Here is a 22,304-nt window from a genome sequence, read left to right as displayed (position 1 = left end):
GGAATGAGTCTATTCCAAAATGTTGTTGGACGGCTCTGCATCCTCCCTTTTATATTTTTCTCACTTGAAAGGGAGCGGTGAATGCAATGAAAATCAATAGTTTAATTTCCTGTGCGCGCAGCCTGTTGCTGGCGGCGGGCTTGTCGGTGGCGGGTGTGGCGGCCGCTTCCGAGGCGGTGGTGAGCGCGGACTGGCTGGCGGCGCACCTGGATGACCCGAACGTCCGCGTCGTGGAGGTGAGCGTCGAGCCCGGCAAGTTCGAGCGCGCCCACATCCCCGGTGCGGTCAACTTCCGCTGGCACACCGAGCTGGTCGACCCGGTCCGGCGCGACATCGCCCCGCGGGAGCAATGGGAGCAGCTGCTTTCGACGGCCGGCATCGGCCCGGACACCACGGTGGTGCTCTATGGCGACAACAACAACTGGTTCGCCGCCTGGGGGGCCTGGATCTTCCGCTACTACGGCCATGCCGACGTGAAACTGCTCGACGGCGGCCGCAACAAGTGGGAAGCAGATCGCCGGCCTTTGAGCAGTCGTCCCGTGCGCCATGCCGCCACTGAGTACCGGGTCAGCGAGACGCAGCCCGGGCTGCGGGCCCGGCTGGCGGACGTGCTTGCGGTGGTGGAAGGCGAACGCCAGGCGAAGTTGCTCGATATCCGCTCGCCGGCGGAATTCGAAGGCAGGATCTTCGCCCCGCCCGGCGTGCAGGAGCTCGCGATCCGTGCCGGCCATGTGCCCGGCGCGAAGAACGTGCCCTGGGGCTCGGTGGTGCGCGACGACGGCACCTTCAAGTCGATCGACGAGCTGCGCGCGCTGTACGCCGGCAACGGCATCGACGGCAGCGAGCCGGTCATCGTCTATTGCCGCATCGGTGAGCGCTCGGCCCACAGCTGGTTCGTGCTGTCGCAGATTCTCGGCTATGACGCCGTTCAGTATGACGGCTCGTGGACCGAGTACGGCAATTCGGTCGGCGTGCCGATCTCGAACCCGGCCGGCACGGTGTGGGGCGGCACCTGAGTCGTTCCCTGGCGTTGCGCATCATGGTGCCGGCGGCCCTGGTCGCCGGCATCGTGCTTTGCGCCCTGCGTCTCGATGGCGCCGCGGGCCTGGGCCGGGACCCGGTGTTCACGGTGTTTGCCGGTGCGGCGTTCGGTATCCTGCTGCAGCGCTCGCGCTTCTGTTTCTTCTGCATCCTGCGTGAGCTGTTCGAGGAGCGCGACGCACGCGGAGCGCTGGGCATCCTGGTCGCGCTCGCGGTCGGCAGCCTGGGCTACCTCGTGGTGCTGCAGCCCTGGCTGCCGGACCCCGGCGTCGGCCGCCTGCCCCCGGATGCCCACATCGGGCCGGTGTCCTGGGTGCTGGTCGCCGGCGGCCTCAGTTTCGGCCTCGGCATGGTCTTGTCGGGTTCCTGCATTTCCGCGCACCTCTACCGGCTCGGCGAAGGCTCGACCCTGTCACCGTTCGCCCTGCTGGGCACCGTGGCGGGGTTCATGCTGGGTTTCCTCTCGTGGAACAGCCTTTACGCCGGCACCCTGTCGAGCGCCCCGGAGGCCTGGCTGCCGGCCATGCTGGGTTACGGTGGCGCTGCGGCCTTGCAGGGCGGCTTGTTGCTGGCGTTGGCCCTCGTATTGCTGTTGTGGGTGCGCTGGCCGGAGCCGACTGACGCTTCGCCGACCGGGTCGCCGCCCACGCCGGCGACGCTCGCCCGACGCGTCTTCGTGGAGCGCTGGCCGACCTGGCTCGGCGGCATCGGCATCGGCGTGCTCGGCTTCCTCGCTTACCTGCGCACCGAACCGCTGGGCGTGACGGCCGAACTCGGCAGTCGCGCGCGGACCCTGGCCGAGCAGCTTGGCTGGGTGCAGGGACGCCTGCCGGGTCTGGATGCGTTTGCCGGCTGCGCCACGGTGGTGATCGATGCCCTCATGACGCCGAACGGGGTGTTCATCCTGGCGCTCGTGGCCGGAGCTCTCGCCGCGGGCGTCGCCTCGGGCAACTTCCGGCCACGCCGATATCCATGGCACCGCTACCTGCTTGCCCTGCTCGGCGGTGTGCTGATGGGCTGGGGCGCCATGGTCGCGCTGGGCTGCACGGTGGGCGTGCTGCTGTCGGGGATTTCCGCGTTCGCCGTGTCTGGCTGGGTGTTTGCCGCCGCCACCACGGTGGCGGTATGGGGCGGTCTCGCCGCGAATCAACTGACAGGTTCGTGGCCCCAGGCCGAGCAGGCGCGGGTTCGATAAATCTCTCAGGAACGCCTGTCGGCGCCGCGCAACGATTCGCGGCTGGATCCGGAATCGACAGACCGGGCCGGAGCAATCCATGCCCCGAGTGACTATCTTCGAGAGTACGAACGATCGAAAGGAGGTCACGATAGTGAGCATCAAGAACAAGCATGTCGCCATCCTCGCGGAAGACGACTACCAGGAACTCGAATTGCATTACCCGCGCCTGCGCCTCATCGAGGCGGGCGCCCGGGTCAGCGTGCTCGGCGCCGGGAAGGACGTCTACCACAGCAAGAAAGGTTACGCGGCCGAGTGCGACGCCGATGTCGGCGAGGTCGATGCGGCGGACTTCGACGCCGTCGTCATCCCCGGCGGCTACGCGCCCGACAAGATGCGCGCCCACGACAGCATGGTGCGTTTCGTGCGGGCTCTCCACGATGCGAACAAGCCGGTGGCGTGGATCTGCCACGCGGGCTGGATGGCCGTGTCGGCCGACATCATCCGCGGCCGCAAGGTGACCTCTACCTCCTCGATCCGCGACGACATGTCGAATGCGGGCGGCGAGTGGGTGGACGAGTCTGTGGTCGTCGACGGAAATCTCATCAGCAGCCGGGTCCCCGGCGACCTGCCGGAGTTCTGCAAGGCGCTTCTGAATGCACTTGCCTCTGACCAGGCAAGGTAACGCGGGAGAAAAGCGCCTGGCCACCCGACTGGTCCACCAGGGGTGTCAATCCAGCTGCAGGAACGATTCGATCAGTTGGCCGCCACCCTCACGCGCATGCGTGTCGCCGGGAAAGGTAGAATCGGTTTCATCGCGAACCCGAGGAGACCTCCATGAAGCTGATCAAGTCCCTTGCCCCGGCCTGCCTCCTGCTAGTGGCGCTGCCCGCCCTGGCCGACGAACGCCCTGACCATTTCAAGGGAAAGCCGGCTGAAACGGTGGAGCAGGCCATCGCCAACCTCAACGAATACCATCCCAAGCTGGAGGCCCTGGTGGAAAAGGACAGCCTGAGTCCGCAGGAGCTGCACGAGATCCACGTGCTGACCTACACGCTGGAAAATGCCCTGGAGACGATGCGCGCCGAGCACGCCCGGCTGGCCGAAGTGCTGGAGGAAGTCCACCTGGCCTCGGAGTCCGCCGATTCAGCGACCGTCAAGCGCGGTGGCCGCGAGTACCTGGACCGCGCGGAACAGCTGCTTCCCTGACGAGATCCTCGTAGCGGACCCGGAGGACGCGGCCGGCCGCCTGGCGTGCTAATCCCGTCAACCGGCGCCGGTGCCTCGCCAGTAATGGAATAGCTGCATGCCGGCGAGCATCGCCGCGACGAACACGAAAGCTTCGAGACTGAACAGGGCCAGCGAGGCGATCGCCGGCCCCGGGCAGTAGCCGACCAGCCCCCAGCCGACGCCGAACACGAGGGCGCCGATAACCAGCGATCGATCGATGCCGTGCCCGGGGATGGACAGCTTGCGGGCATGGGCATCGACCTGCACGCCGCGCGTCTGCAGGCGCCAGGCGATGCCCATGACCAGCAATGCGCCGATCATGACGAAAACCAGGCTGGGATCCCACTGGCCGGCGACGTCGAGGAATGCGAGGACTTTCTCGGGGTCGATCATCTGGCTGATCGCGAGGCCGAGCCCGAAAATCACGCCGCTGCCGAGCGCGATCCACGTATGCCGGTTCATGCGCCGCCTCCCAGCACGTGCCGGGCAACGTAGACCGTCACGCCGGCGCTGGTCATGAACAACACGGTCGCAGCGATGGAACGGGCCGAGAAACGGCTGATGCCGCTCACGCCGTGCCCGCTGGTGCAGCCGCCCCCGAGCTGGGTGCCGAAGCCGACGAGCAGCCCGCCGATGACGAGCGCCGGCCAGCCTGCCGCGACCCGGATCGAGTCGAGATTGCCGCCGAGTGCGCCGAACACCCATACGCCGATGACCAGTCCCAGCAGGAAGGCCGGGCGCCAGCCCACCGTCCCCGGCTCGGGGCGCAGCATTCCCCCGGCGATGCCGGAGACGCCGGCGACCCGGCCGCTGAGCAGTAACAGGATTCCGGAGGCCAGGCCGATCAGGCCGCCGCCCAACAAGGCGCTCCAGGGCGTGAACTCAGTCATTGCTTGCCGTTCCTCGTCAGAAAGTCCACGCCACGCTGAGCGAGGCGCCGAGCTGCTGCATGCGCAGCTCGATGGATTGGCCGGGGCCGAGCGGGTTGTCACCGCGCACCGTCTTGGCCGGCGAGTAGAAGGCCATGCCGGACAGCGTGATCGCCGGGCTGATCTCGCGGCTGAAGCCGCCGGTGAAGTGCCATTCCTGCACGCCGGGGGCGAGGATGTTGAACAGCACCTCGGTGTCCGGAATGGGCTGTTCCGCGTAGCTGATTCCGGCCCGCCAGGTCTGTTGTGCGCTCCATTGCCATTGCCAGCCCAGCTTCACGACGGTCACGTCCTCCCAGCCGAAGCCCGCGCCGTTGCGATCCCCGAGCCGGGCCGTGGCGAGGTTCGGCAACAGTGCGGCGCCGACGCTGTCGATTTCGCTGTAGCGGATGTGCTGCAGGTCGAGTAACAGCGTGTGCGCGGCGAGGCCGGTCCAGGCGAGGCCTGCGTTGATCATCTGCGGGATGTCGAAATCGCCGTCTTCTGCGAACAGCCCCCGATAGCGGTCGAATTCCTCCATGTAGATCCGGCTGCGCCAGCTCAACCCGCCGCGCAGGGTCGGCCCGAGGGCGCCCTGCCAGCCGAGCTGCAGGCCGTAGCCGAGCGCGGTGTCGTGGCCGTTGTCCGACAGGGCGGTGGGATCCGCGGAAAATGCTGCGAAGCTGCCGACGCCCTGGCCTTCGAAGCGTTGGATGGCGAGCACGGGCGCCACGCCGATCGCCTGGTCCGGGCGAAAACGCCAGGTCCAGTTCGGCGCCACGAAGGCCTGTGCGACGTCCACCCCGGCCCGGCCGGCGAAAAACGTGCCACCGTCGTCACCATCCCACGCGGTGTTCATGCCGCCATTGCCGAACACCGTGATGCCGACCGTCTGGGTATCGCTCAACACGCGGTTGTAGCCGAACTCCGGGATCAGGAAGTACTCGCGGGAGCTGTTGCGGCGTCCCTCCGTGAGGTAGAAGGTGCCCGGCTGCGGCGTGCCGGTGCCCGTGACGGTGTACTCCCGGCGCGGTGAAAAGACCTGCAGGCCCAGGTCGAGTCGCGAGCCGACGAAAGCCATGCCGGCTGGGTTGGTGGCCGTCGCCAGCGCGTCCTGCGAGAACGCGGTGCCGGCGCCCGCCATCCCGAGGCTGATCGTGCCGTAGCCATGGGCGAAATAGCCGTTGGTGGCGTGGCCCGGCGAAGCGCCGAGCACGAGGGCGAACGCCAGGGCGGCAGGCGTCGCGGAACGGGAAATAACGCGCATGGGGGATATCCGGGATGGCGATGAGTCGGCCGTATTGGAACAACACGGCTCCCGGAGGTGAACGAACTTGATGGCATGTCCATATGCCATTCGGTGCTAAGTGTTGCGGCTCGACTCACACCTTGTAGCCTTCCACTTCCGCCTCGTTGTGCGCCACGCCCAGCCCGAGTGCGATGCGGTTGACGAAATTGAAATAGGCCACGATCAGGTTGACCAGCAGCACGTCCTCGTCCGCCAGCCCCGCATCGCGCAGTGCCGCGACATCACTTTCTTCCATGGCATGCGGAGTGCGGGTGAGCTTCCCCGCGTAGTCCACCAGGGCGCGATCCCGTGCCGTGAGAAACGGCTGGCGCGCGTCGTCGCGCAAGGCCGCCAGCTGTTCCGGGTCGCGCACGTAGCGCGCCAGCGCCTCGGCGTGGTGCGCGATGCAGTAGGGGCACCCGTTGGCCTGCGATACCGCCACGGCCACCAGTTCGCGCTCGCGGCGGCCCAGGCCGCCCGGACCGAACATCAGCCCCATGTAGAGGTCGAGATGATGTCGCAGGGCGTCCGGCCGCAGGCTGTGGACCTTGAGGATGTTGGAGACCTTGCCGCGCTGTTCGCGCAGCGCCGAATAGAGTTCGGCGATCTCGCCGTCGGCTGCGTTCTCGTCGACTTCGTCGATCCAGCTCATCGTCCGATCCTCCAGAGGGTGTCCTGCTTGTACTTGTATTATGGACCGAATGGTACCAATATTTGTCACATGAGTTCAGGTCGCCCTCTGGAGTTCGATCCCGATGCCGCGCTCGGCGCCGCGATGCGCCTGTTCTGGGCGCAGGGTTACAAGGCCACGTCCATGCAGGGCCTGCTGGACGGCATGGGAATCGCGCGCAGCAGTTTCTACCAGGCCTTTCGCGGCAAGCGCCAGATTTTCCTGCGGGCCATCGACCGGTATCGGGAGAATCTCGTTGCGGAACTGCGGGCGGGGCTGGCGGCCTCCGGTTCAGGCCTCGCGTTTCTGCGCGACACGCTGGACTCGGTGGCCGAGGACGCGCGCCGCGGCGACGGGCGCATGGGGTGTCTCGTATTCAATTCGGCTGCCGAGTTCGGCCAGCGGGATCCGGGAATGGCTGCTGAAATCAGCATGAGCATCGACGCCTTCGCGAGCGTGTTCAGCGAAGCGGTGCGCCGCGCCCAGCGGGACGGAGAGATCGACCCGCACAAGGACCCCGAGCTGCTCGGCCGCCATGTCGTGTGCGCCATGAGCGGGCTGCGCACCCTCGCCAAGGCGGGCGCCACGCCGGAGGAACTCGCGAAGCTTGCCGAACTCGCCGCCGCCGCGCTGCGCTGATGCCGCGCGGCACACGCACAAGACAGAGCAGGAGAAATACATGAAATTCGACGTCCACACGATCGACACCGCGCCGGCCGAGGCCCGCCCGACCCTCGAAGGGGTCAAGAAGGCCTATGGTTTCGTGCCGAACCTGTTCGGCGTGTTCGCGGAATCACCCGCCGCGGCCGAGGCCTATGCCAGCATCGGCAAGGCGCTGGAGAAAGCGGCCCTGGATCCCGTGGAGCAGCAGGTGGTGTTCTTGAGCGTCAGTGCCCAGAACGCCTGCAGCTACTGCGTCGCCGCGCACAGCACCATCGCCAGGGGCGTGAAGATGCCGGACGGCGCGCTGGCGGCGTTGCGCAGCCAGGAGCCGTTATCCGACGAGCGGCTCCAGGCGCTGGCCGAGTTCACCCGCGCAGTCGTGAGTCATCGTGGCTGGGTGCCGGACGAGGCATTGAGCGCGTTCAGCGCGGCCGGCTTCGAGCGTCGTCACGTCCTGGACGTGCTCACCATCATCGCGATGAAGACGCTGAGCAACTACACGAATCACATCGCCGAAACGCCGCTCGACGACGCGTTCGCCGACCAGGCCTGGGAAGGCCAGGCCTAGGAGGTCCAGCGCCATGAACAACCCGACGAAACCACCGGCGAGCTATGCCGACCTGCGCGCCGTGTTCATCAACACCACCTTGAAGGTCTCACCCGAGTTCTCCCACACCCAGGCCCTGATGGAGGTCTCGCAAGGGATCATGCAGGGGCAGGGCGTCGCCGTGGATCATCTGCGGGCTGCGGATTTCGAGCTCGCCCCGGGGGTGCAGCCGGACATGACGGAGCACGGCTTCGAGCGTGACGACTGGCCCGACATCTTCGCCCGGGTTGCGGCCGCCGACATCCTCGTCATCGGCACGCCCATCTGGCTCGGGGAGCGCTCGTCGATCTGCACGCGCGTGATCGAGCGGCTGTACGCGCAATCCGGGCAGCTGAACGACAAGGGCCAGTACATCTATTACGGCAAGGTCGGCGGCTGCCTGGTCACCGGCAACGAGGACGGCGTCAAGCACGTGGCCATGGGCGTGTTGTATGCCCTGCAACATCTCGGCTGCACCATCCCGCCGCAGGCCGACGCCGGCTGGATCGGGGAGGCGGGACCCGGCCCGAGCTACGGCGACCCGCGTGACGACGGCGGCTTCGTGGGCTTCGACAACGAGTTCACGAAGCGCAATACGACGTTCATGACCTGGAACCTGCTCCACATGGCGCGCCTGCTCAAGGATGCCGGCGGTCTGCCCGCGTACGGCAACCAAAGGCCCGCGTGGGACGCGGGCGAGCATTTCGGTTACGCCAATCCGGAATATCGCTGACAGAATATCGCCGAAGGAAACTCGCTGAGCGATTGAATATCCCTGCGGGATCGCCCGAAGCGCTGCGGACAAACGAGTGATCAGTCCTCGCTGCCCGGCGGGCTGCGCTTCTGCTTCACGTCGCCGCGACGGCGCTTGGCGCTGAGGCGTTTGAGCCTGGAGGCGCGCGTGGGGCGGGTCGGCACACGCGGCCGCGGCGGCCGGCTGGCCTGCTCGATGAGCGCGGCGAGGCGCGCCCGCGCGTCTTCCCGGTTGCGGTGCTGGCTGCGATGACCCCGGGCCTCGATCGTGATCACCCCGTTCGAGTCCGCGCGGCTGCCGGCCAGCTTGAGCAGCCGTGCCTTGACCTCGTCGCTGATGAACCCGGACGCCGCCACGTCGTAGCGCAACTGCACCCCCGACTCCGTGCGGTTCACGTGCTGGCCGCCGGGGCCGCCGGTGAGGATGAACTTCTCCGACAGTTCGCTCTCCGGGGGCTGGAAGGCCGGGCGGTCCTGCTCGTCTTCCGGGCTCATGTCGCGGGTCCTGGCGGCGGGCGGGGCGCCATCGCCTAGGGCGCCACCAGTTCGATGCGCGCCACCTCGATCTCGGCTTCGAAGGCTTCGCCGTAGGCGACGACCGCGATCGACTTCAGGGCGCGGACGTCGAGGTCGCGCCGGGTCGAGACGCCCTCGAAGTCGCTGAACGGGATCGACACCGCGCGCCAGTCGGGCCCGATCTCGAAGCGGGCCCGGAAATATTGCCACGGCATCCAGTTCTGCCGCGTCCGCAGGTGGACGTAGTAGGGTCCGGGCCGCCCCCGCGCCTCGAGCCGCACGCCCCACCAGTCGCTGGCGTCGAAATGGCCGCCGCGCGAATCGAGCGGCAGGCGCGCCTGGATGAATCCGCCGCGATTCTCGAGGCGCACGGTACCGCGCATATGGAGGAGGCCCCCGTCATCCGCTTCGCGGATGGTCATCTCCATGTCCGAGCGCCCGCCCATGACCCGGTCGGTCAGGCCTTCCCAGCGCGTCCCGAGGGCCGACACCGCATCGGCGTCGCTGAAGTCGTCGATCAGCAGCTGCTTCGTCATGTCCGGGTTCACCGCGGCCGCAGGCAGGGCCAACAGCATAACCAGCCCGATGGCCGGCAGGAAAGGCGTGATGCGTCGTGCGGATTTCATGGCGACGAGGTCCCCGGCCGGCTGACGAGGGGCGCGGCAGGCGGGCTAGAATAGCGCGCCATGGACGCACTGCAGACCTTGCTCGAACCGCTCTCCGCCACGCCACGGCTGGAAACGACGATCTTCGTCGTGCTGCTCTTTGCCGCAGCCTTGGCCGCGGACTTCGTCACGCGTCGCGTGCTGTTGCGCTTGTTCGTCAAGGCTGTCTCCGGGTCGTCGAGCGCCTACGGCGGGGCATTGCTGGATCGCGGCGTGGTGGCGCGCCTGGCGCACGTGGTGCCCGCGGTGGTCATATTCACCGGCATCGCCTATGTGCCCGGCCTGCCGGACACCGCGGTCTTGCTGGTCCGCAACCTCGCCAATGCCTACATGATACTGACCGTCGCATTGTCGCTGGGCAAGCTGCTCAATGCACTGGGCGATATCTACGAGCGGCTCGACCCGCTGCGTGCGCGCAACAAGCCGATCAAGGGCTACCTCCAGCTCGTCAAGATCATCGGCTTCATCTTCGCCGCGGTGCTGGTGATCGCGGTATTGCTGAATCGCTCGCCGTTGCTGCTGTTGTCCGGCCTCGGCGCCATGACCGCGGTGCTGCTGCTGGTGTTCAAGGACACGATCATGTCCTTCGTCGCTTCGGTGCAGCTGTCGAGCCAGGACATGCTGCGGGTGGGCGACTGGATCGAGATGCCGGCGCTCAACGCGGACGGCGACGTGATCGATATCGCCCTGCACACCGTGAAGGTGCAGAACTGGGACCGCACCATCACGACCATTCCGACCTGGCGGCTGATCAACGAGAGTTTCAAGAATTGGCGCGGGATGAACGACACGGGCGGGCGGCGGATCAAGCGCGCGCTCTACATCGACCAGTCGTCCATCCGTTTCCTCAACGAGGAGGAGCGCGACAGGATGAAGCGCTTCGCCCTGATCGATGCTTATCTCGAGCGAAAGCGGGAGGAGCTGGAGCGCTACAACGAGGTCCTGCTCGCCCAGGGACGTGATCCCGTGAATACCCGCCGGGTGACGAACATCGGCACTTTCCGCGCCTACGTGGCCGCCTACCTGGAAGCACACCCGCGGATCCACCAGGGTCTCACGAAGATGGTCCGCCAGCTGCAGCCGGGCCCCACCGGATTGCCGCTGGAGATCTATTGTTTCACGGCCACGACGGCCTGGGTCGAGTACGAAGGCATCCAGGCGGATATCTTCGACCACCTCTATGCGATCGTGCCGGAGTTCGGCCTTCGGGTGTTCCAGGAACCCACGGGGGCCGACCTGGGACGCTGGCTTCCGGAGGTTGCAGGAAACGCTGACCCCGGCTAAATGGTTCGTGTGACGACGCACTTACATAAGTCGCAGTTAATATTACATTAGCCAGCCGCCGATCACCGAGTACCGTATGCACTCCGGCTGCTTTTACAAGGATAGCGCTACAAAAATTTTCATCAAGAACAGCAGCATGGAAGTGCGGCCACCGCGGTTGACCATCATGGCCGAACGTTTTCTCGGGATCTCTGTAGAACGGATATCAGCAAGGATCGAGAGATGAGCGAAACGACGCGTACCCGCCGCGGCGCCGCCGCGGAGCCCGATGCCACACGCCTTTACCTCGCCGAAATCGGCTACTCGCCGCTGCTCACGGCCGAAGAGGAAGTCTACTATTCTCGTCGCGCTCTGAATGGCGACGAGGCCGCGCGCAAGCGCATGATCGTCAGCAATCTTCGCCTCGTGGTGAAGATCGCGCGACGTTACCTGAACCGGGGCCTGCCACTGCTCGATGTCATCGAGGAAGGCAACCTCGGCCTGATGCACGCCGTCGAGAAGTTCGACCCCGAGCGGGGGTTCCGTTTCTCGACCTACGCGACCTGGTGGATCCGCCAGAACATCGAGCGGGCCATCATGAACCAGGCGCGGACCATCCGCCTGCCGATTCATGTCGCGAAAGAGATCAATATCTATCTGCGCGCGGCCCGCCGCCTGCAACAGGAACTCGACCGGGCGCCGAGCGCCGAAGAGATCGGCGAGCTGCTGGATCGGGAACCCGCCGACGTGGACCGGATGCTGGCTTTTCACGACCAGCAAGTGACCAGCGGCAACGTGATGTCGCAAGACGGGGAACGCGATGTCTTCGACCTGCTGCCCGACGAGTCGGTAGGCGAAAGCGGCGAGGACTGCCAGCACCGCGACGTCAACCGGATCATCGAATACTGGCTCGAGCGGTTGCCCGACAAGCAGCGCCAAGTGGTGGTGCGGCGCTTCGGGCTGCACGGGCACGAGCCGGCCACCCTCGAGCAGGTCGGCGAGGCCGTCGGCGTCACGCGAGAGCGCACCCGGCAGATCCAGATGGAGGCGCTGGCGCGCCTTTACAGGCTGCTCCAGTCGCAGGGGCTTGGCAAAGAATCCATGCTGGATTGAACGGCGGCCCCGGCTTCCGCGGAGCCGCGAGCGCGCGCGGGATCCTCTCCCGGGCCGCCGCCTGTTCTCTCCTGGGCGGACGGCCGTTACCCATGCTGACGACCGATCCGGTCGGGTGCTATTGTCAGCTGCGGCCCCTGGATGCGAACGGATGCGCCAAGCGTGAGTCACTTCGGCGGATTTCTCAGCCTGCTCGGCCACGCTGCCCGCAACCTGGTGCCGATCATCGTGGTCGTCGGGGTGTTCCAGTTCCTGATCATCCGCCAGGTGCCAGAGGACAGCCTGTCGATGGCGATCGGCCTCGGCATCGTCGTCGTGGGCGTCGGACTGTTCCTGCAGGGTCTCGAGCTCGGCATTTTCCCGATCGGCAAGAACCTCTCCAACGAGTTCGCGCGCAAGGGATCCCTGCCGTTGCTGATGATCTTCGGCTTCTGCCTGGGCTTCGCCGCCGTGATCGCGGAACCGGCATTGATCGCCGTCGCGGACCAGGCGGAGATCATCAGCGAAGGGCGCGTCGACGGCTGGACGCTGCGCCTTTTGGTCGCCACGTCGGTCGGCGCCGTGGTCGCGCTGGGCATCGTGCGCATCCTGCTCGGCCATCCGCTGCATTGGTACATGATCGGCGGCTATCTCCTCGTCGTCGCCGTGACCTTTTTCGCGCCCGAGGAGATCGTGGGCCTGGCCTACGATTCCGGTGGCGTGACGACCAATATCGTCACCGTGCCGTTGATCGCCGCCCTCGGCATCGGCCTCGCAGCTTCGATCCGGGGACGCAGCGCTCTGCTGCACGGTTTCGGCCTGGTGGGCCTCGCGGTCATGGTGCCGATGATCTCGGTCCAGGCTTACGGCATCCTGGTCTACACCTTCGGTGAGGCGGCACAAGTCGCGCAGGCTTTGCCGACGGCGCCGGATCCGGACGTCGCCGCCGCGGTCGTCGGTGGAGGTTTCGCCACCGGTATGCTGCGCGACCTGCTGACCATGGTCCGCGACGTGCTGCCGATCATCGCGGTCGTGCTGGTCTTCCAGTACCTGGTCATCCGCAAGCCACTGCCGCACCTGCATACGGCGAGCGTCGGTTTCCTGCTGGTGATCATCGGCCTGTACGCCTTCGTCGTGGGGCTCAAGATGGGCCTGTTTCCGATCGGCCGCAGCATGGCCGAGCAGCTCATCGCGCTGGACGGCTGGCTGTTCGTCTATCTTTTCGCGTTCGCGATCGGCTTCGCCACCACCCTGGCCGAACCGGCACTCATCGCCATCGGCCGCCAGGCCGAGGAAGCGGCACGCGGCAAGCTGGACGCCACGGTGATCCGCATGCTGGTGGCCGTCGGAGTGGCCGTCGGTATCACCATCGGCGTCCATCGCATCATCAGCGGCGACTCGATCCATTTTTACGTGATGGGCGGTTACGCCATCGTGATCGTGCTGACACTGCTCGCGCCACGCTATATCGTGCCGCTGGCCTACGATCTCGGCGGCGTCACGACTTCCGAGGTCACGGTGCCGCTGGTGACAGCGCTGGGGATCGGCCTGGCTACGCAGATCGAGGGACGCAACGTGATGATCGACGGCTTCGGCCTGATCGCGTTCGCTTCCATATTTCCGATAATATCCGTGATGGCTTACGCCATCCTCGTGGAAATCGCCAACCGGCGAAGAGGACTCGTGTCATGAAATTTGCCCTGCTTGTCGCCATCGTCGCTGAAGATCTCGAGGAGAAAGCCATCGAGGTCGCCCGCCAGGCGGGTGCCGGAGGCATGACGATCGTCAGCGCCCGGGGAACCGGCGCGGAAGAGAAGAAGACGTTTTTCGGCCTGACTTACCAGGGCAGCCAGACGGTGGTGATCTGCATCCTCGAGAAAAAGCTCTCACTTGGGGTGATGAAAGCCCTGACCGAGGACCTCGATCTTAAAACCCACTCGAAGGGCGTCGTGTTCACCGTGCCGCTGGAGCACCTCGCGGGCATCGACATGCGCCAGATCGAAAGCTTTGCCGAGCAGATCCGCGAAGAGATCTGAACGCCGCCAGGCCCTGTTTCGCTTTTTCCCGAGATAACAGTTTCTTTCCGGAGGCCCCATGCTCGTCAAGGACATCATGCAGACCGACGTGGTCACGATCTCGCCGCTCGCCACCTTGCGCGATGCGATCGAGAAGATGAGAAGCCGGAAAGTGAAATCGCTCGTGGTCGAACGGCGCGATGCCCACGACGCCTACGGCATCATCACCTACGCCACCATCCTGCGCACGATCGTCGCGGAGGAGGGCGATATCGACCTCGTCAACGTCTACGATGTGTATCGTAAGCCGGTGATTACCGTGCCGCCGTCCATGGACGTGAAATATGTCGCCCGGCTGATGGCGCATCAGCGTCTCAGCCGGGTCGTGGTGCTGGAGACGGATGAGCTCGCGGGGATCATCACCATGAACGATATCGTCGGCGAGGTGCTGGCCATGGCGGACGACAAACCGGGACGCGATGCCTGAAACCAGGCGCCTCCTGCTTGCCGGCGGGGGGCACGTCCATGTACAGGCCTTGCGAGCCCTGGCGCGTCGGCCTGGCCCCGACGGCGACGTCGCCATGGTGACGCCGAGTCGCTTCCCGATCTACTCCGGCATGCTGCCCGGCTGGATGGCGGGCCATTACACGCTCGCCCAGTGCCGGCTCGACCTGGCGCCGCTCGCTGCGGCCGCCGGCGTGGAACTGGTGCTCGACCGGATCGACGCCATGAGCGCCGCGGATCGCTCCGTTTCGCTGGTCTCCGGTCGATGCATGCATTTCGAACTGGCGTCGCTGGATGTCGGCAGCGGGATCCAGGTCGCGGCGCTGGCCGGCACCGGCGCGGCGCTATTGCCCGTGCGACCCCTCGAGACCTTCGTCGCGCAGTGGCCGCGGATCGTCGCCGCGGCACGCGCCGGGAGCTGCCGGCGGCTGGTCGTCGCCGGTGGCGGCGCCGCCGGCGTGGAGCTCGCCTTCGCAGCACGCCACGCCATGGGGGTCGATGGGCTCGACGTGGCTGTCGAGCTGGTGGCCGCGGAAGAGGGCGTGATGCCGGAGCATGCCCGGGGAGTCCGGCGGCGGGTTAAGCGCCTGTTGGAGCGGCGCGGCATCCCGGTGCATCGTTCGCCTGCGAGCGGCGTGCCGGATGGCCTGTGCCTGGCCTCGGGCGAGCGGCTGGCGGCCGACTGGGTCATCGCGGCCACCGGGGCCCGGCCGCCGGCCTGGCTGGCGTCGTCGGGCCTGGCGCTGGATGCCCAGGGCTTCGTGCTCGTGGACGAGCACCAGCGCAGCACGTCTCATGCGACCGTGTTTGCGGCCGGGGATGTGGCTGCACGCGAAGATGTCCGCATGACGCGGTCGGGTGTCAATGCCGTGCGCGCAGGGCCGGTGGTCGGCGACAACCTGGTGGCCGTTCTCGAAGGCAAGGCCCTGCAGGCATTTCATCCCCGGCAACGAACCCTGTTCCTGCTCTCGACGGGGCCGCGCCACGCGATCGGCGTCTGGGGGCGCTGGAGCCTCGCGGGCCGTTGGGTATGGTGGCTCAAGAACTGGATCGACCGCCGTTATATCCGGCGCCATGGCGGTCCGGCCCAGTCCGCGCCGCCCCCTCGCGATGGCGCGGGCGCGGGCGCGGACAGCAGAGGGGGTTTGGCGTGAACGCGCCGTCGGGTCGCTGGAGCGCCTTGTGGCGCGCGCTGCAGAAGGCGCTGGCGCAGCCGGAGGCCGAACTCGAGGGGCTGGAGACCGCCGTGCGCGCAGCGGCATCGCGCCAGCCTGCGCCCGTGATCTGGTTGCTGGGGAAGGCGCAATCCGGCAAGACCTCGATCGTGCGGGCACTCACCGGGAGCTCGCGCGCCGCCATCGGCGATGGCTTCCAGCCTTGCACGCGGACGGCCAGCCGCTACGATTTTCCGTCGGACGCCCCCGTGGTCAGCTTCCTCGACACGCGCGGCCTCGGGGAGGTCGATTACCACCCCGATGACGACATCGCCTTGTGCGAGTCCCGCGCCCACCTGGTGATGGCGGTGGTCAAGGCCACCGACACCCGGCCCGGGGTGCTCGTCGATGTGTTGCGCAAGGTGCGCGGCCGGCATCCCGAATGGCCGCTGCTGGTCGTCCAGACCTGCCTGCACGAGGCTTATCCAGCCGGCATGGAGCACGTCGTGCCTTATCCGTTCGAGGCGGCCGACTGGATGGATCGTGTACCGGACGCGCTGCGCAGGTTGCTGCTGGCCCAGCGCGAGCAGTTCGAGGCGATGCCCGGTTTCGGCGCAGTGCATTGCGTGCCCGTCGATTTCACGCTTCCGGAAGACGGTTACGTGCCGGTCGAATACGGTATCGACAGCCTGTGGACGGCGATCGAGGAGACTTCGTCCCTGGGTCTCCAGGCACGGCTCCGCGCCGACCCGGAGGTCAGCGATCTATACAGCCGCGCGGCCCATCCGCACATTGTCGGGTACAGCCTGGCCGCCGCCGCCGTGGGTGCGGTGCCCGTGGTGGACCTGGCGCTCGTGCCGGCACTGCAGGCCCGCCTCCTGAAGGTGCTCGCGGGGATCTATCGCCTGCGCTGGAACGCGCGCAACAGTTCGGAGTTCATCGGGCTGCTGGGTGGCGGTTACGCCGTGGGTTACGGCCTGCGGATCGCGGGGCGCGGTATCGCCAAGCTCGTCCCCGTCCTGGGACAGACGGTGGGCGCGGTCTGGGGTGCGAGCGCCAGCGGCGCGATGACCTACGCGCTCGGCAAGGCCGCCTGTGCGTACCTGGCCCGCCGCCGCGAAGGGCAGGCGATCGAGGCGGAGACGCTGCGTGCCATTTATCGCGACGCGTTGAAGACGGGGCGGCGCATGATGCGGGAGCAGCGCTCGATCCAGCGCCTGCCGCCGCCGGACGCGCCCGACCGATGAAAGACCTCATCGCCCAGTTCGGCTGGCCGCGGCTCGTCGCGATCGCGATTGCGCTCGCGCCCCTGGTCATCTTGCCGGTGCTCGGCACCGTGTGGCTGTGGCAGGCGGGCGGGATGTTGTGGTGGCTCCTGGGCGTGGCGCTGGCCGCAGCGAGCGGGCTCTTGCTGAACAAGCTGGCGGTCATGCGCGAGCAGCGCGCCCTGGACCGATCGACCACCGAGCCGGGCGCGCACTGGCCCGGTGATGCGGAGCAATGCTGGCGCAAGGTGGAGGCCCTGGCGGACGAGGCCACCCCGGAGGAATGGCCGCTGAGCGACGGGGCGGGCCTGATGCGACTCGCCCGCAGGGTCCTGGTCATGGTGGCGGGGCACTTTCATCCCCGTGCCAGCCAGCCCCTGCTGCAGATGACCCTGCCGCACACGCTGTTGATCATCGAGCGCGCGTCCCGCGAACTCCGCGAAGAGGTCGTCGGGACGATTCCTTTCAGTCATCGGCTGACGCTCGGCACGGTGGCCCACGCACGGACCCTGCGGGAGCTGTTCCGGCGCCACGAGGGCTGGATTCGGGCCGCCCGGGCCGTGGTGTCGCCGCAGCGTGCGGTCGTCGAGGAGTTGCGCCGGGCGGTGTTCGGCGAGCTGCTCGAACACGGGTCGGACCGCGTGCAGACCTGGCTGCTGCGTGAATACATCCGCAAGCTCGGCTATCACGCGATCGAACTGTACGGCGGACTCGTGCAACTCGACGACAGTGTGCCGCTGGAGGCCCCGGTCCCCCGCCTGGCCGGCGACGAGGCTGCCGCCGATGCCCGCGCCGCTGACACCGCGGAACCACTGCGCATCCTGTTGCTCGGCCGCGCGAACGCAGGTAAATCCAGCCTCATCAACGCCTTGTTCGGCGAAGTGACGACGGCGACCGACGTCTTGCCGGACACCACCACCGGCATCGAGCCCTTCCGGCTGGATCGCGACGGCGCATTGCGGGCCCTGGTGTTCGACACGCCCGGCTTCGACGGCGAGCTTTTCGACGAGCGGGCCCTCGAGAGAATCGCCCGGGAAGCCGACCTGCTGCTGTGGGTGAGCGCGGCCAACCGCGCCGACCGGGCCGAGGAACGCGTGCGGCTCGACCGCTTGCGTGCTTCGCTCGCGGATCCGGCGCGGCGCGCCCCGCCGATGCTGGTGGTGATGACGCACATCGACCAGCTGCGCCCGATGCGCGAGTGGGATCCGCCCTACGTGCTCGATCCGCCACAGGGCGCCAAGGCCGGCCAGATCGTCGCAGCCATGGCCCGGGTCGCCGCCGACCTGGACGTGCCGATGGCGCAGGTCATTCCGGTTTGCCTGGCCGAGGGCATGACCTACAACGTCGACGATGCGCTCTGGGCCGCGATGCTGCTGGAGCAACCCGACGCCGATCGGGTGCGGCTGTTGCGCTGCCTGCGCGCGCGCCAGCGCGACGAGGACTGGCGCCTGCTCTGGGCCCAGCTGCGGTCGGCGGGCCGCGTGCTGGCCTCGCTGCGCGCCTCCGGCGGAACCGATTCCCGCTGATCCCGGGGCCCGCCACAGCCGGATCGCCGGCTGAAACATATTTGCAACATTTCTTTCCTAACATACGCGCATCGCCAATCCATGCCGATGCTCGATCCGCTGGGCCCGTCGCGCACCAGTGAGGGCAGGCTGTCTTGACCAATACGGATATCGCCGGATATCGGGAGCCCCCCATGCTATCTCGCCGCAAGCCTTTCAAGTCGCTGCTGGTTTCCGCGACTCTCGCGATGACCGCGGGCGCCATCACACTCGTTTCCGCCGCCGATCTCGACAACGTGATCCGGAAGGGCGACGAGCGGATCCGCGTAGCCCAGGCCTCCCAGGACCGCATCGATGACGTGGTCGAGGCGACCCGCGGCCTGGAAAACCAGTACCGGACTGTCCTCAAGGAGATCGACGGCCTCGAGGTTTACACCGACCTGCTTGCATCCCAGGTCGAGGCGCAGGGCACCGAGATCGAGGACCTGGGCGCATCCATCGACCAGGTGACGGTCATGGAGCGCCAGATCACGCCGCTGATGATCCGCATGATCGAGGGACTGGAGCAGTTCGTCGCGCTGGATGTGCCGTTCCTGCTCGAGGAGCGTCGCGAGCGCGTGGCAGGACTCGAGGAGCTGATGGCCCGGGCCGACGTCACCGTCGCCGAGAAGTTCAGGCGCGTGACCGAGGCCTACCAGATCGAGATCGATTACGGCCGGACCATGCTGGCTTACAAGGGCACCCTCGAACTCGACGGCGGTTTGCGCGAGGTGAATTTCCTGCGCGTCGGCCGCGTCGGGCTGTATTACCAGAGTGTGGATGCCGAGCGGACCGGCGTATGGAACAAGTCCACCGGCGAATGGCAGGCGCTCGATTCCAGCGAGGCGCGCAACCAGGTTCGCCTGGGCCTGCGGATGGCCAACAAGCAGGTCGCGCCCGACCTGCTCCTGCTGCCGGTACCGGCGCCCGAGGTGACGTCATGATGCGCAATTCCCTGCTTGCCGGCGTGCTCGCCGCTTCTCTCCTCGCCTCCGGCGTCCTCGTCTCCACCGCCGTACTTGTGCCGGGCGTTGCGGGCGCCCAGGAGCAGGCGCCGTCGATGGCCGAGCTGCTGCGCCGGGTCGAACAGGGCCAGGTGCGCGACCAGCAGGCCTTCCAGCAGCGCGAAGCGGAATTCCGCGGCGCCCGTGCCGACCAGGAGCGCCTGCTCGCCGAGGCGCGCGAGCGTCGTGCCGAGCTGGAGGGGACCAGCGAAGACCTCGAAGCCACCTACGAGGAGAACGAGGTGCGTATCGGGGAGCTCGAGGCCGCGCTCGACAAGCGGCTTGGGTCGTTGCGCGAACTGTTCGGCGTGCTCCAGCAGGTGTCCAGCGACACCCAGGGCCTGTTCGAGAATTCGCTGGTAAACATCCAGTACCCCGAACGCACCGCGTTCCTCGCTGACCTCGCGGCAAAGATGGGCACCACGTCCCGCCTCGCCTCCATGGAGGAGGTCGAGCGCCTGTGGTTCGAACTGCAGCGCGAAATGACCGAGCAGGGACGCGTGGTGCGTTTCCCGACCGAAATTATCGAGCTCGACGGCACACGCGGCCCGGCAGACGTCACACGTGTGGGCGTGTTCAACATCATCGCGGGCGACAATTATCTCCAGTTCACGCCGCAGACGGGCAATGTCTCCGTGATGCCGCGCCAGCCGGAACAGGGCCGATTCGTCCGCTCGGTCGCCAACCTCGACGAGGCCGCCGGCGGCACCGAGATGGTGAATTTCGCCCTCGATCCGACCCGCGGCCAGATCCTTTCCCTGCTGACGGAGAAGCCGAACCTGGTGGAACGCATCCAGCAGGGCGGGGTCGTCGGCTACGTGATCATCGGCCTGGGCCTGCTCGGGCTGTTGCTGGCCGCGGAACGGCTGGTCTCCCTCGGCCTCGCGAGCAGCAAGGTCTCCGCGCAGCTGAAGCGCGAGCAGCTCGACAGCGGCAACCCGCTCGGCCGGGTGCTCAAGGTGGGCGAAGAGAACCGGCGCAAGGACACGGAAACGCTGGAGCTCAAGCTCGGTGAGGCGATCCTCCACGAGACCCCGGCCCTGCAGCGCGGCATCCTGTTTCTCAAGCTGATCTCCGTGGTCGCGCCGTTGCTGGGGCTGCTCGGCACGGTGACCGGCATGATCGTGACCTTCCAGGCGATCACGCTGTTCGGCACCGGCGACCCGAAGCTGATGGCGGGCGGAATTTCGCAGGCGCTCGTGACGACCGTCCTCGGTCTCGTGGTCGCCATCCCGATCGTGTTCCTGCACACCATCGTCAACGGCCGCGCCCGCCGCATCCAGCACGTCCTGCAGGAGCAGGCGGCCGGCGTCATCGCCGAGCGCGCCGAGGAGCTCGGGGGCGACGGCGGCAAGCGCCAGGCCCTGGCGGCCTGAGTAACGGAATCCGGCCGAGATGCAAGGACTCTTCGACCAGTACGCGGCGATCCGGGATTTCCTGGAGCTCGGCGGCGACGTCCTCGACCTGATCGTCGTGGTCATTTTCGCCATGTGGGTGTTGATTCTCGAGCGGATCATTTTCTTCAGCCGCCAGCGTCGCCGCCTGGAACAGGCCGTGCGCCAGCGCTGGGAGACGCGGCCCGAGCGGCAGTCCTGGAACGCCAAGCAGGTGCGCGACGCGCTGGTGTCGCGTTTCAAGCTGCAGGCGAATGCAGGTATCCCGCTCATCAAGACGATGGTCGCGCTGTGTCCCCTGCTGGGCCTGCTCGGCACGGTCACCGGGATGATCGCGGTCTTCGAGGTCATGGCCGTCTCGGGCACCGGCAATGCGCGCTCCATGGCGTCGGGCGTGGCGATGGCCACGGTGCCCACCATGGCGGGCATGGTCGGCGCGCTGTCCGGCGTCTTCGCCGGCATCATGTTGTCAAGAAAGGCGGATCGCGCGGTCGAGAAACTGCGCGACAGCCTCACCATGGATCACTAGGGAGTCATTGCAGATGCGTCAGCCTCTCGGCGTCCTCAGCCGCGACGAAGAAGAACAGGAGATCAACATCACGCCGATGCTCGACGTGGTGTTCATCATGCTGATCTTCTTCATCGTCACGGCCTCTTTCGTCAAGGAGGCCGGCATCGACGTGAACAAGCCGGATGCCTCGACTTCCGTACCCAAGGAAAAGGCGAACATCCTCATCGCCATCGATGCCAACGACAAGATCTGGATCGACCGCCGCATGGTGGACGCGCGCGCCGTGCGCGCCAACATCGAGCGGCTGCACGCCGAGAATCCGCAGGGCACCGTGGTGATCCAGGCGGACAAGGACTCGCGCACCGAGATCCTGGTCGGCGTCATGGACTCGGCACGAATGGCCGGTGTCTATGATGTCGCGATCGCCGCACCGACGAGCGGGGAGTAGGCGGGCACCATGCTGTCGCGCTATGCCATCGCGATCCCCGGGGGACTGTTGATCACCTTCCTGCTGGTGTTTGCCATGCAGGCGCTGATCACCATGGGAAATCGCGACCTGGACGATTCGAGCGTCAGGCATTTCGTGGATTTCGTGCAGGCCCAGCGCGAGGAGATCGTCGAACGCAAGGATCGCAAGCCCGAGCGACCGCCCGAGCCGACGGCGCCCCCTCCGGACCAGCCGCAACCGCGCACCGATGCGATCGATCCGCTCTCGGACAGCATCAGCATCGGTGCCGCCCCCATGAGCACCGACGTGCAGCTCGGCGGCATCGGACTCGGGGGTGGTGATGGCGATTACCTGCCCATCGTCAAGGTGGCGCCCGTCTATCCGCAGCGTGCCCTGTCGCGCGGCATCGAGGGCTGGGTGGTGGTGGAATTCACGGTCACCACGGCGGGTACCGTCCGCGATGTTCGCGTCGTGCAGGCGGAGCCGCCCGGGATGTTCGATACGGCGGCACGGGACGCGGCCCTGAAATTCAAGTACAAGCCGCGCGTCGTGGACGGCGAGGCCATCGAAGTGGCCGGCGTCCAGAACCGCATCGTATTCAAGATCGAGCAATGAG

Annotated in this window: 25 protein-coding genes and 1 pseudogene; 20 read left to right on the top strand and 6 right to left on the bottom strand. The window is 67.0% G+C overall.

Annotation, left to right across the window (positions count from 1 at the left end):
• Positions 1-86 precede the first annotated feature (86 nt).
• From G6032_RS01340 to G6032_RS01325, 4 genes are all read left to right on the top strand, one after another.
• Positions 87-1,016: a sulfurtransferase gene (locus tag G6032_RS01340; protein ID WP_165280322.1), complete on the top strand. Its 930-nt coding sequence runs from the start codon at positions 87-89 to the stop codon at positions 1,014-1,016.
• Positions 944-2,236 (top strand): YeeE/YedE family protein, encoded by a 1,293-nt coding sequence (locus tag G6032_RS01335; RefSeq protein WP_206211728.1) that lies wholly within the window; start codon positions 944-946, stop codon positions 2,234-2,236. The genes G6032_RS01340 and G6032_RS01335 overlap by 73 nt, the downstream gene beginning before the upstream one ends.
• Before the next feature lie 133 nt (positions 2,237-2,369).
• On the top strand, positions 2,370-2,900 hold the full coding sequence (locus tag G6032_RS01330; RefSeq protein ID WP_165280321.1) for a type 1 glutamine amidotransferase domain-containing protein: 531 nt from the start codon (positions 2,370-2,372) through the stop codon (positions 2,898-2,900).
• A gap of 152 nt (positions 2,901-3,052) precedes the next feature.
• Positions 3,053-3,424: a DUF6746 family protein gene (locus G6032_RS01325; RefSeq protein ID WP_165280320.1), complete on the top strand. Its 372-nt coding sequence runs from the start codon at positions 3,053-3,055 to the stop codon at positions 3,422-3,424.
• Positions 3,425-3,481: 57 nt separating this feature from the next.
• Here the strand turns inward: G6032_RS01325 and G6032_RS01320 are convergent, their stop codons facing one another.
• The 4 genes from G6032_RS01320 to G6032_RS01305 form a co-directional block, all read right to left on the bottom strand.
• Positions 3,482-3,907 carry a DUF6691 family protein gene (locus G6032_RS01320; RefSeq protein WP_165280319.1) on the bottom strand — a complete coding sequence of 142 codons (426 nt, stop codon included), beginning with the start codon at positions 3,905-3,907 and terminating at the stop codon, positions 3,482-3,484.
• On the bottom strand, positions 3,904-4,335 hold the full coding sequence (locus G6032_RS01315; RefSeq protein ID WP_165280318.1) for a YeeE/YedE family protein: 432 nt from the start codon (positions 4,333-4,335) through the stop codon (positions 3,904-3,906). Before G6032_RS01315 ends, G6032_RS01320 begins: the two co-directional genes overlap by 4 nt.
• Positions 4,336-4,351: 16 nt before the next feature.
• Positions 4,352-5,620 (bottom strand): outer membrane protein transport protein, encoded by a 1,269-nt coding sequence (locus tag G6032_RS01310; RefSeq protein ID WP_165280317.1) that lies wholly within the window; start codon positions 5,618-5,620, stop codon positions 4,352-4,354.
• Positions 5,621-5,735: 115 nt separating this feature from the next.
• Positions 5,736-6,293 carry a peroxidase-related enzyme gene (locus G6032_RS01305; protein WP_165280316.1) on the bottom strand — a complete coding sequence of 186 codons (558 nt, stop codon included), beginning with the start codon at positions 6,291-6,293 and terminating at the stop codon, positions 5,736-5,738.
• Positions 6,294-6,362: 69 nt separating this feature from the next.
• Between G6032_RS01305 and G6032_RS01300 the strand changes: the two genes are divergently transcribed.
• Genes G6032_RS01300 through G6032_RS01290 form a run of 3 tightly spaced genes read left to right on the top strand, consistent with a single transcriptional unit; the run spans position 6,363 to position 8,293 of the window.
• On the top strand, positions 6,363-6,950 hold the full coding sequence (locus tag G6032_RS01300) for a TetR/AcrR family transcriptional regulator (RefSeq protein WP_165280315.1): 588 nt from the start codon (positions 6,363-6,365) through the stop codon (positions 6,948-6,950).
• Between the two features lie 40 nt (positions 6,951-6,990).
• The gene (locus G6032_RS01295) at positions 6,991-7,542 is read left to right on the top strand and encodes a carboxymuconolactone decarboxylase family protein (RefSeq protein WP_165280314.1); all 552 of its coding nucleotides are present in this window, start codon (positions 6,991-6,993) and stop codon (positions 7,540-7,542) included.
• Between the two features lie 13 nt (positions 7,543-7,555).
• Positions 7,556-8,293 (top strand): NAD(P)H-dependent oxidoreductase, encoded by a 738-nt coding sequence (locus G6032_RS01290; protein ID WP_165280313.1) that lies wholly within the window; start codon positions 7,556-7,558, stop codon positions 8,291-8,293.
• A gap of 80 nt (positions 8,294-8,373) precedes the next feature.
• On the opposite strand, the gene arfB is transcribed toward G6032_RS01290, so the two are convergent.
• Positions 8,374-8,808, bottom strand: a complete 435-nt coding sequence (gene arfB, locus G6032_RS01285) for an alternative ribosome rescue aminoacyl-tRNA hydrolase ArfB (protein WP_165280312.1) — start codon at positions 8,806-8,808, stop codon at positions 8,374-8,376.
• A gap of 35 nt (positions 8,809-8,843) precedes the next feature.
• Positions 8,844-9,455 (bottom strand): CIA30 family protein, encoded by a 612-nt coding sequence (locus G6032_RS01280; RefSeq protein ID WP_165280311.1) that lies wholly within the window; start codon positions 9,453-9,455, stop codon positions 8,844-8,846.
• Between the two features lie 60 nt (positions 9,456-9,515).
• Between G6032_RS01280 and G6032_RS01275 the strand changes: the two genes are divergently transcribed.
• From G6032_RS01275 to G6032_RS01215, 13 genes and pseudogenes are all read left to right on the top strand, one after another.
• A complete protein-coding gene (locus G6032_RS01275) occupies positions 9,516-10,778 on the top strand; it encodes a mechanosensitive ion channel family protein (protein WP_165280310.1) in 1,263 nt (420 codons plus the stop codon).
• Positions 10,779-10,952: 174 nt separating this feature from the next.
• Positions 10,953-11,870: pseudogene (gene rpoS, locus G6032_RS01270) on the top strand (RNA polymerase sigma factor RpoS); the annotation flags it as partial.
• A 162-nt stretch (positions 11,871-12,032) separates the two neighbouring features.
• The gene (locus G6032_RS01265) at positions 12,033-13,541 is read left to right on the top strand and encodes a DUF1538 domain-containing protein (RefSeq protein ID WP_346763733.1); all 1,509 of its coding nucleotides are present in this window, start codon (positions 12,033-12,035) and stop codon (positions 13,539-13,541) included.
• The gene (locus G6032_RS01260) at positions 13,538-13,885 is read left to right on the top strand and encodes a transcriptional regulator (RefSeq protein WP_165280308.1); all 348 of its coding nucleotides are present in this window, start codon (positions 13,538-13,540) and stop codon (positions 13,883-13,885) included. Before G6032_RS01265 ends, G6032_RS01260 begins: the two co-directional genes overlap by 4 nt.
• Positions 13,886-13,943: 58 nt before the next feature.
• Entirely contained in the window at positions 13,944-14,351 is a 408-nt protein-coding gene (locus G6032_RS01255; RefSeq protein ID WP_165280307.1) for a CBS domain-containing protein, read from the top strand.
• On the top strand, positions 14,344-15,522 hold the full coding sequence (locus G6032_RS15540) for an FAD-dependent oxidoreductase (RefSeq protein WP_165280306.1): 1,179 nt from the start codon (positions 14,344-14,346) through the stop codon (positions 15,520-15,522). The genes G6032_RS01255 and G6032_RS15540 overlap by 8 nt, the downstream gene beginning before the upstream one ends.
• Positions 15,519-16,769 (top strand): GTPase, encoded by a 1,251-nt coding sequence (locus G6032_RS01245; RefSeq protein WP_346763732.1) that lies wholly within the window; start codon positions 15,519-15,521, stop codon positions 16,767-16,769. Before G6032_RS15540 ends, G6032_RS01245 begins: the two co-directional genes overlap by 4 nt.
• Positions 16,766-18,313, top strand: coding sequence for a GTPase domain-containing protein (locus tag G6032_RS01240; RefSeq protein WP_165280305.1), 1,548 nt, complete (start codon positions 16,766-16,768; stop codon positions 18,311-18,313). The genes G6032_RS01245 and G6032_RS01240 overlap by 4 nt, the downstream gene beginning before the upstream one ends.
• Before the next feature lie 173 nt (positions 18,314-18,486).
• Positions 18,487-19,275, top strand: coding sequence for a DUF3450 domain-containing protein (locus tag G6032_RS01235; protein ID WP_165280304.1), 789 nt, complete (start codon positions 18,487-18,489; stop codon positions 19,273-19,275).
• Complete coding sequence (locus G6032_RS01230) at positions 19,272-20,711, top strand: MotA/TolQ/ExbB proton channel family protein (protein ID WP_206211726.1); 1,440 nt, start codon at positions 19,272-19,274, stop codon at positions 20,709-20,711. The genes G6032_RS01235 and G6032_RS01230 overlap by 4 nt, the downstream gene beginning before the upstream one ends.
• A gap of 19 nt (positions 20,712-20,730) precedes the next feature.
• On the top strand, positions 20,731-21,258 hold the full coding sequence (locus tag G6032_RS01225; protein ID WP_165280303.1) for a MotA/TolQ/ExbB proton channel family protein: 528 nt from the start codon (positions 20,731-20,733) through the stop codon (positions 21,256-21,258).
• A gap of 13 nt (positions 21,259-21,271) precedes the next feature.
• Positions 21,272-21,688, top strand: a complete 417-nt coding sequence (locus tag G6032_RS01220; RefSeq protein ID WP_165280302.1) for a biopolymer transporter ExbD — start codon at positions 21,272-21,274, stop codon at positions 21,686-21,688.
• 9 nt (positions 21,689-21,697) lie between these two features.
• Positions 21,698-22,303, top strand: coding sequence for an energy transducer TonB (locus G6032_RS01215; protein ID WP_165280301.1), 606 nt, complete (start codon positions 21,698-21,700; stop codon positions 22,301-22,303).
• Position 22,304 lies beyond the last annotated feature (1 nt).

Source organism: Wenzhouxiangella sp. XN24 (assembly GCF_011064545.1).
In the GTDB taxonomy this organism is placed as follows: Bacteria; Pseudomonadota; Gammaproteobacteria; order Steroidobacterales; family XN24; genus XN24.
This window is presented reverse-complemented; position numbering and strand designations above follow the sequence as displayed.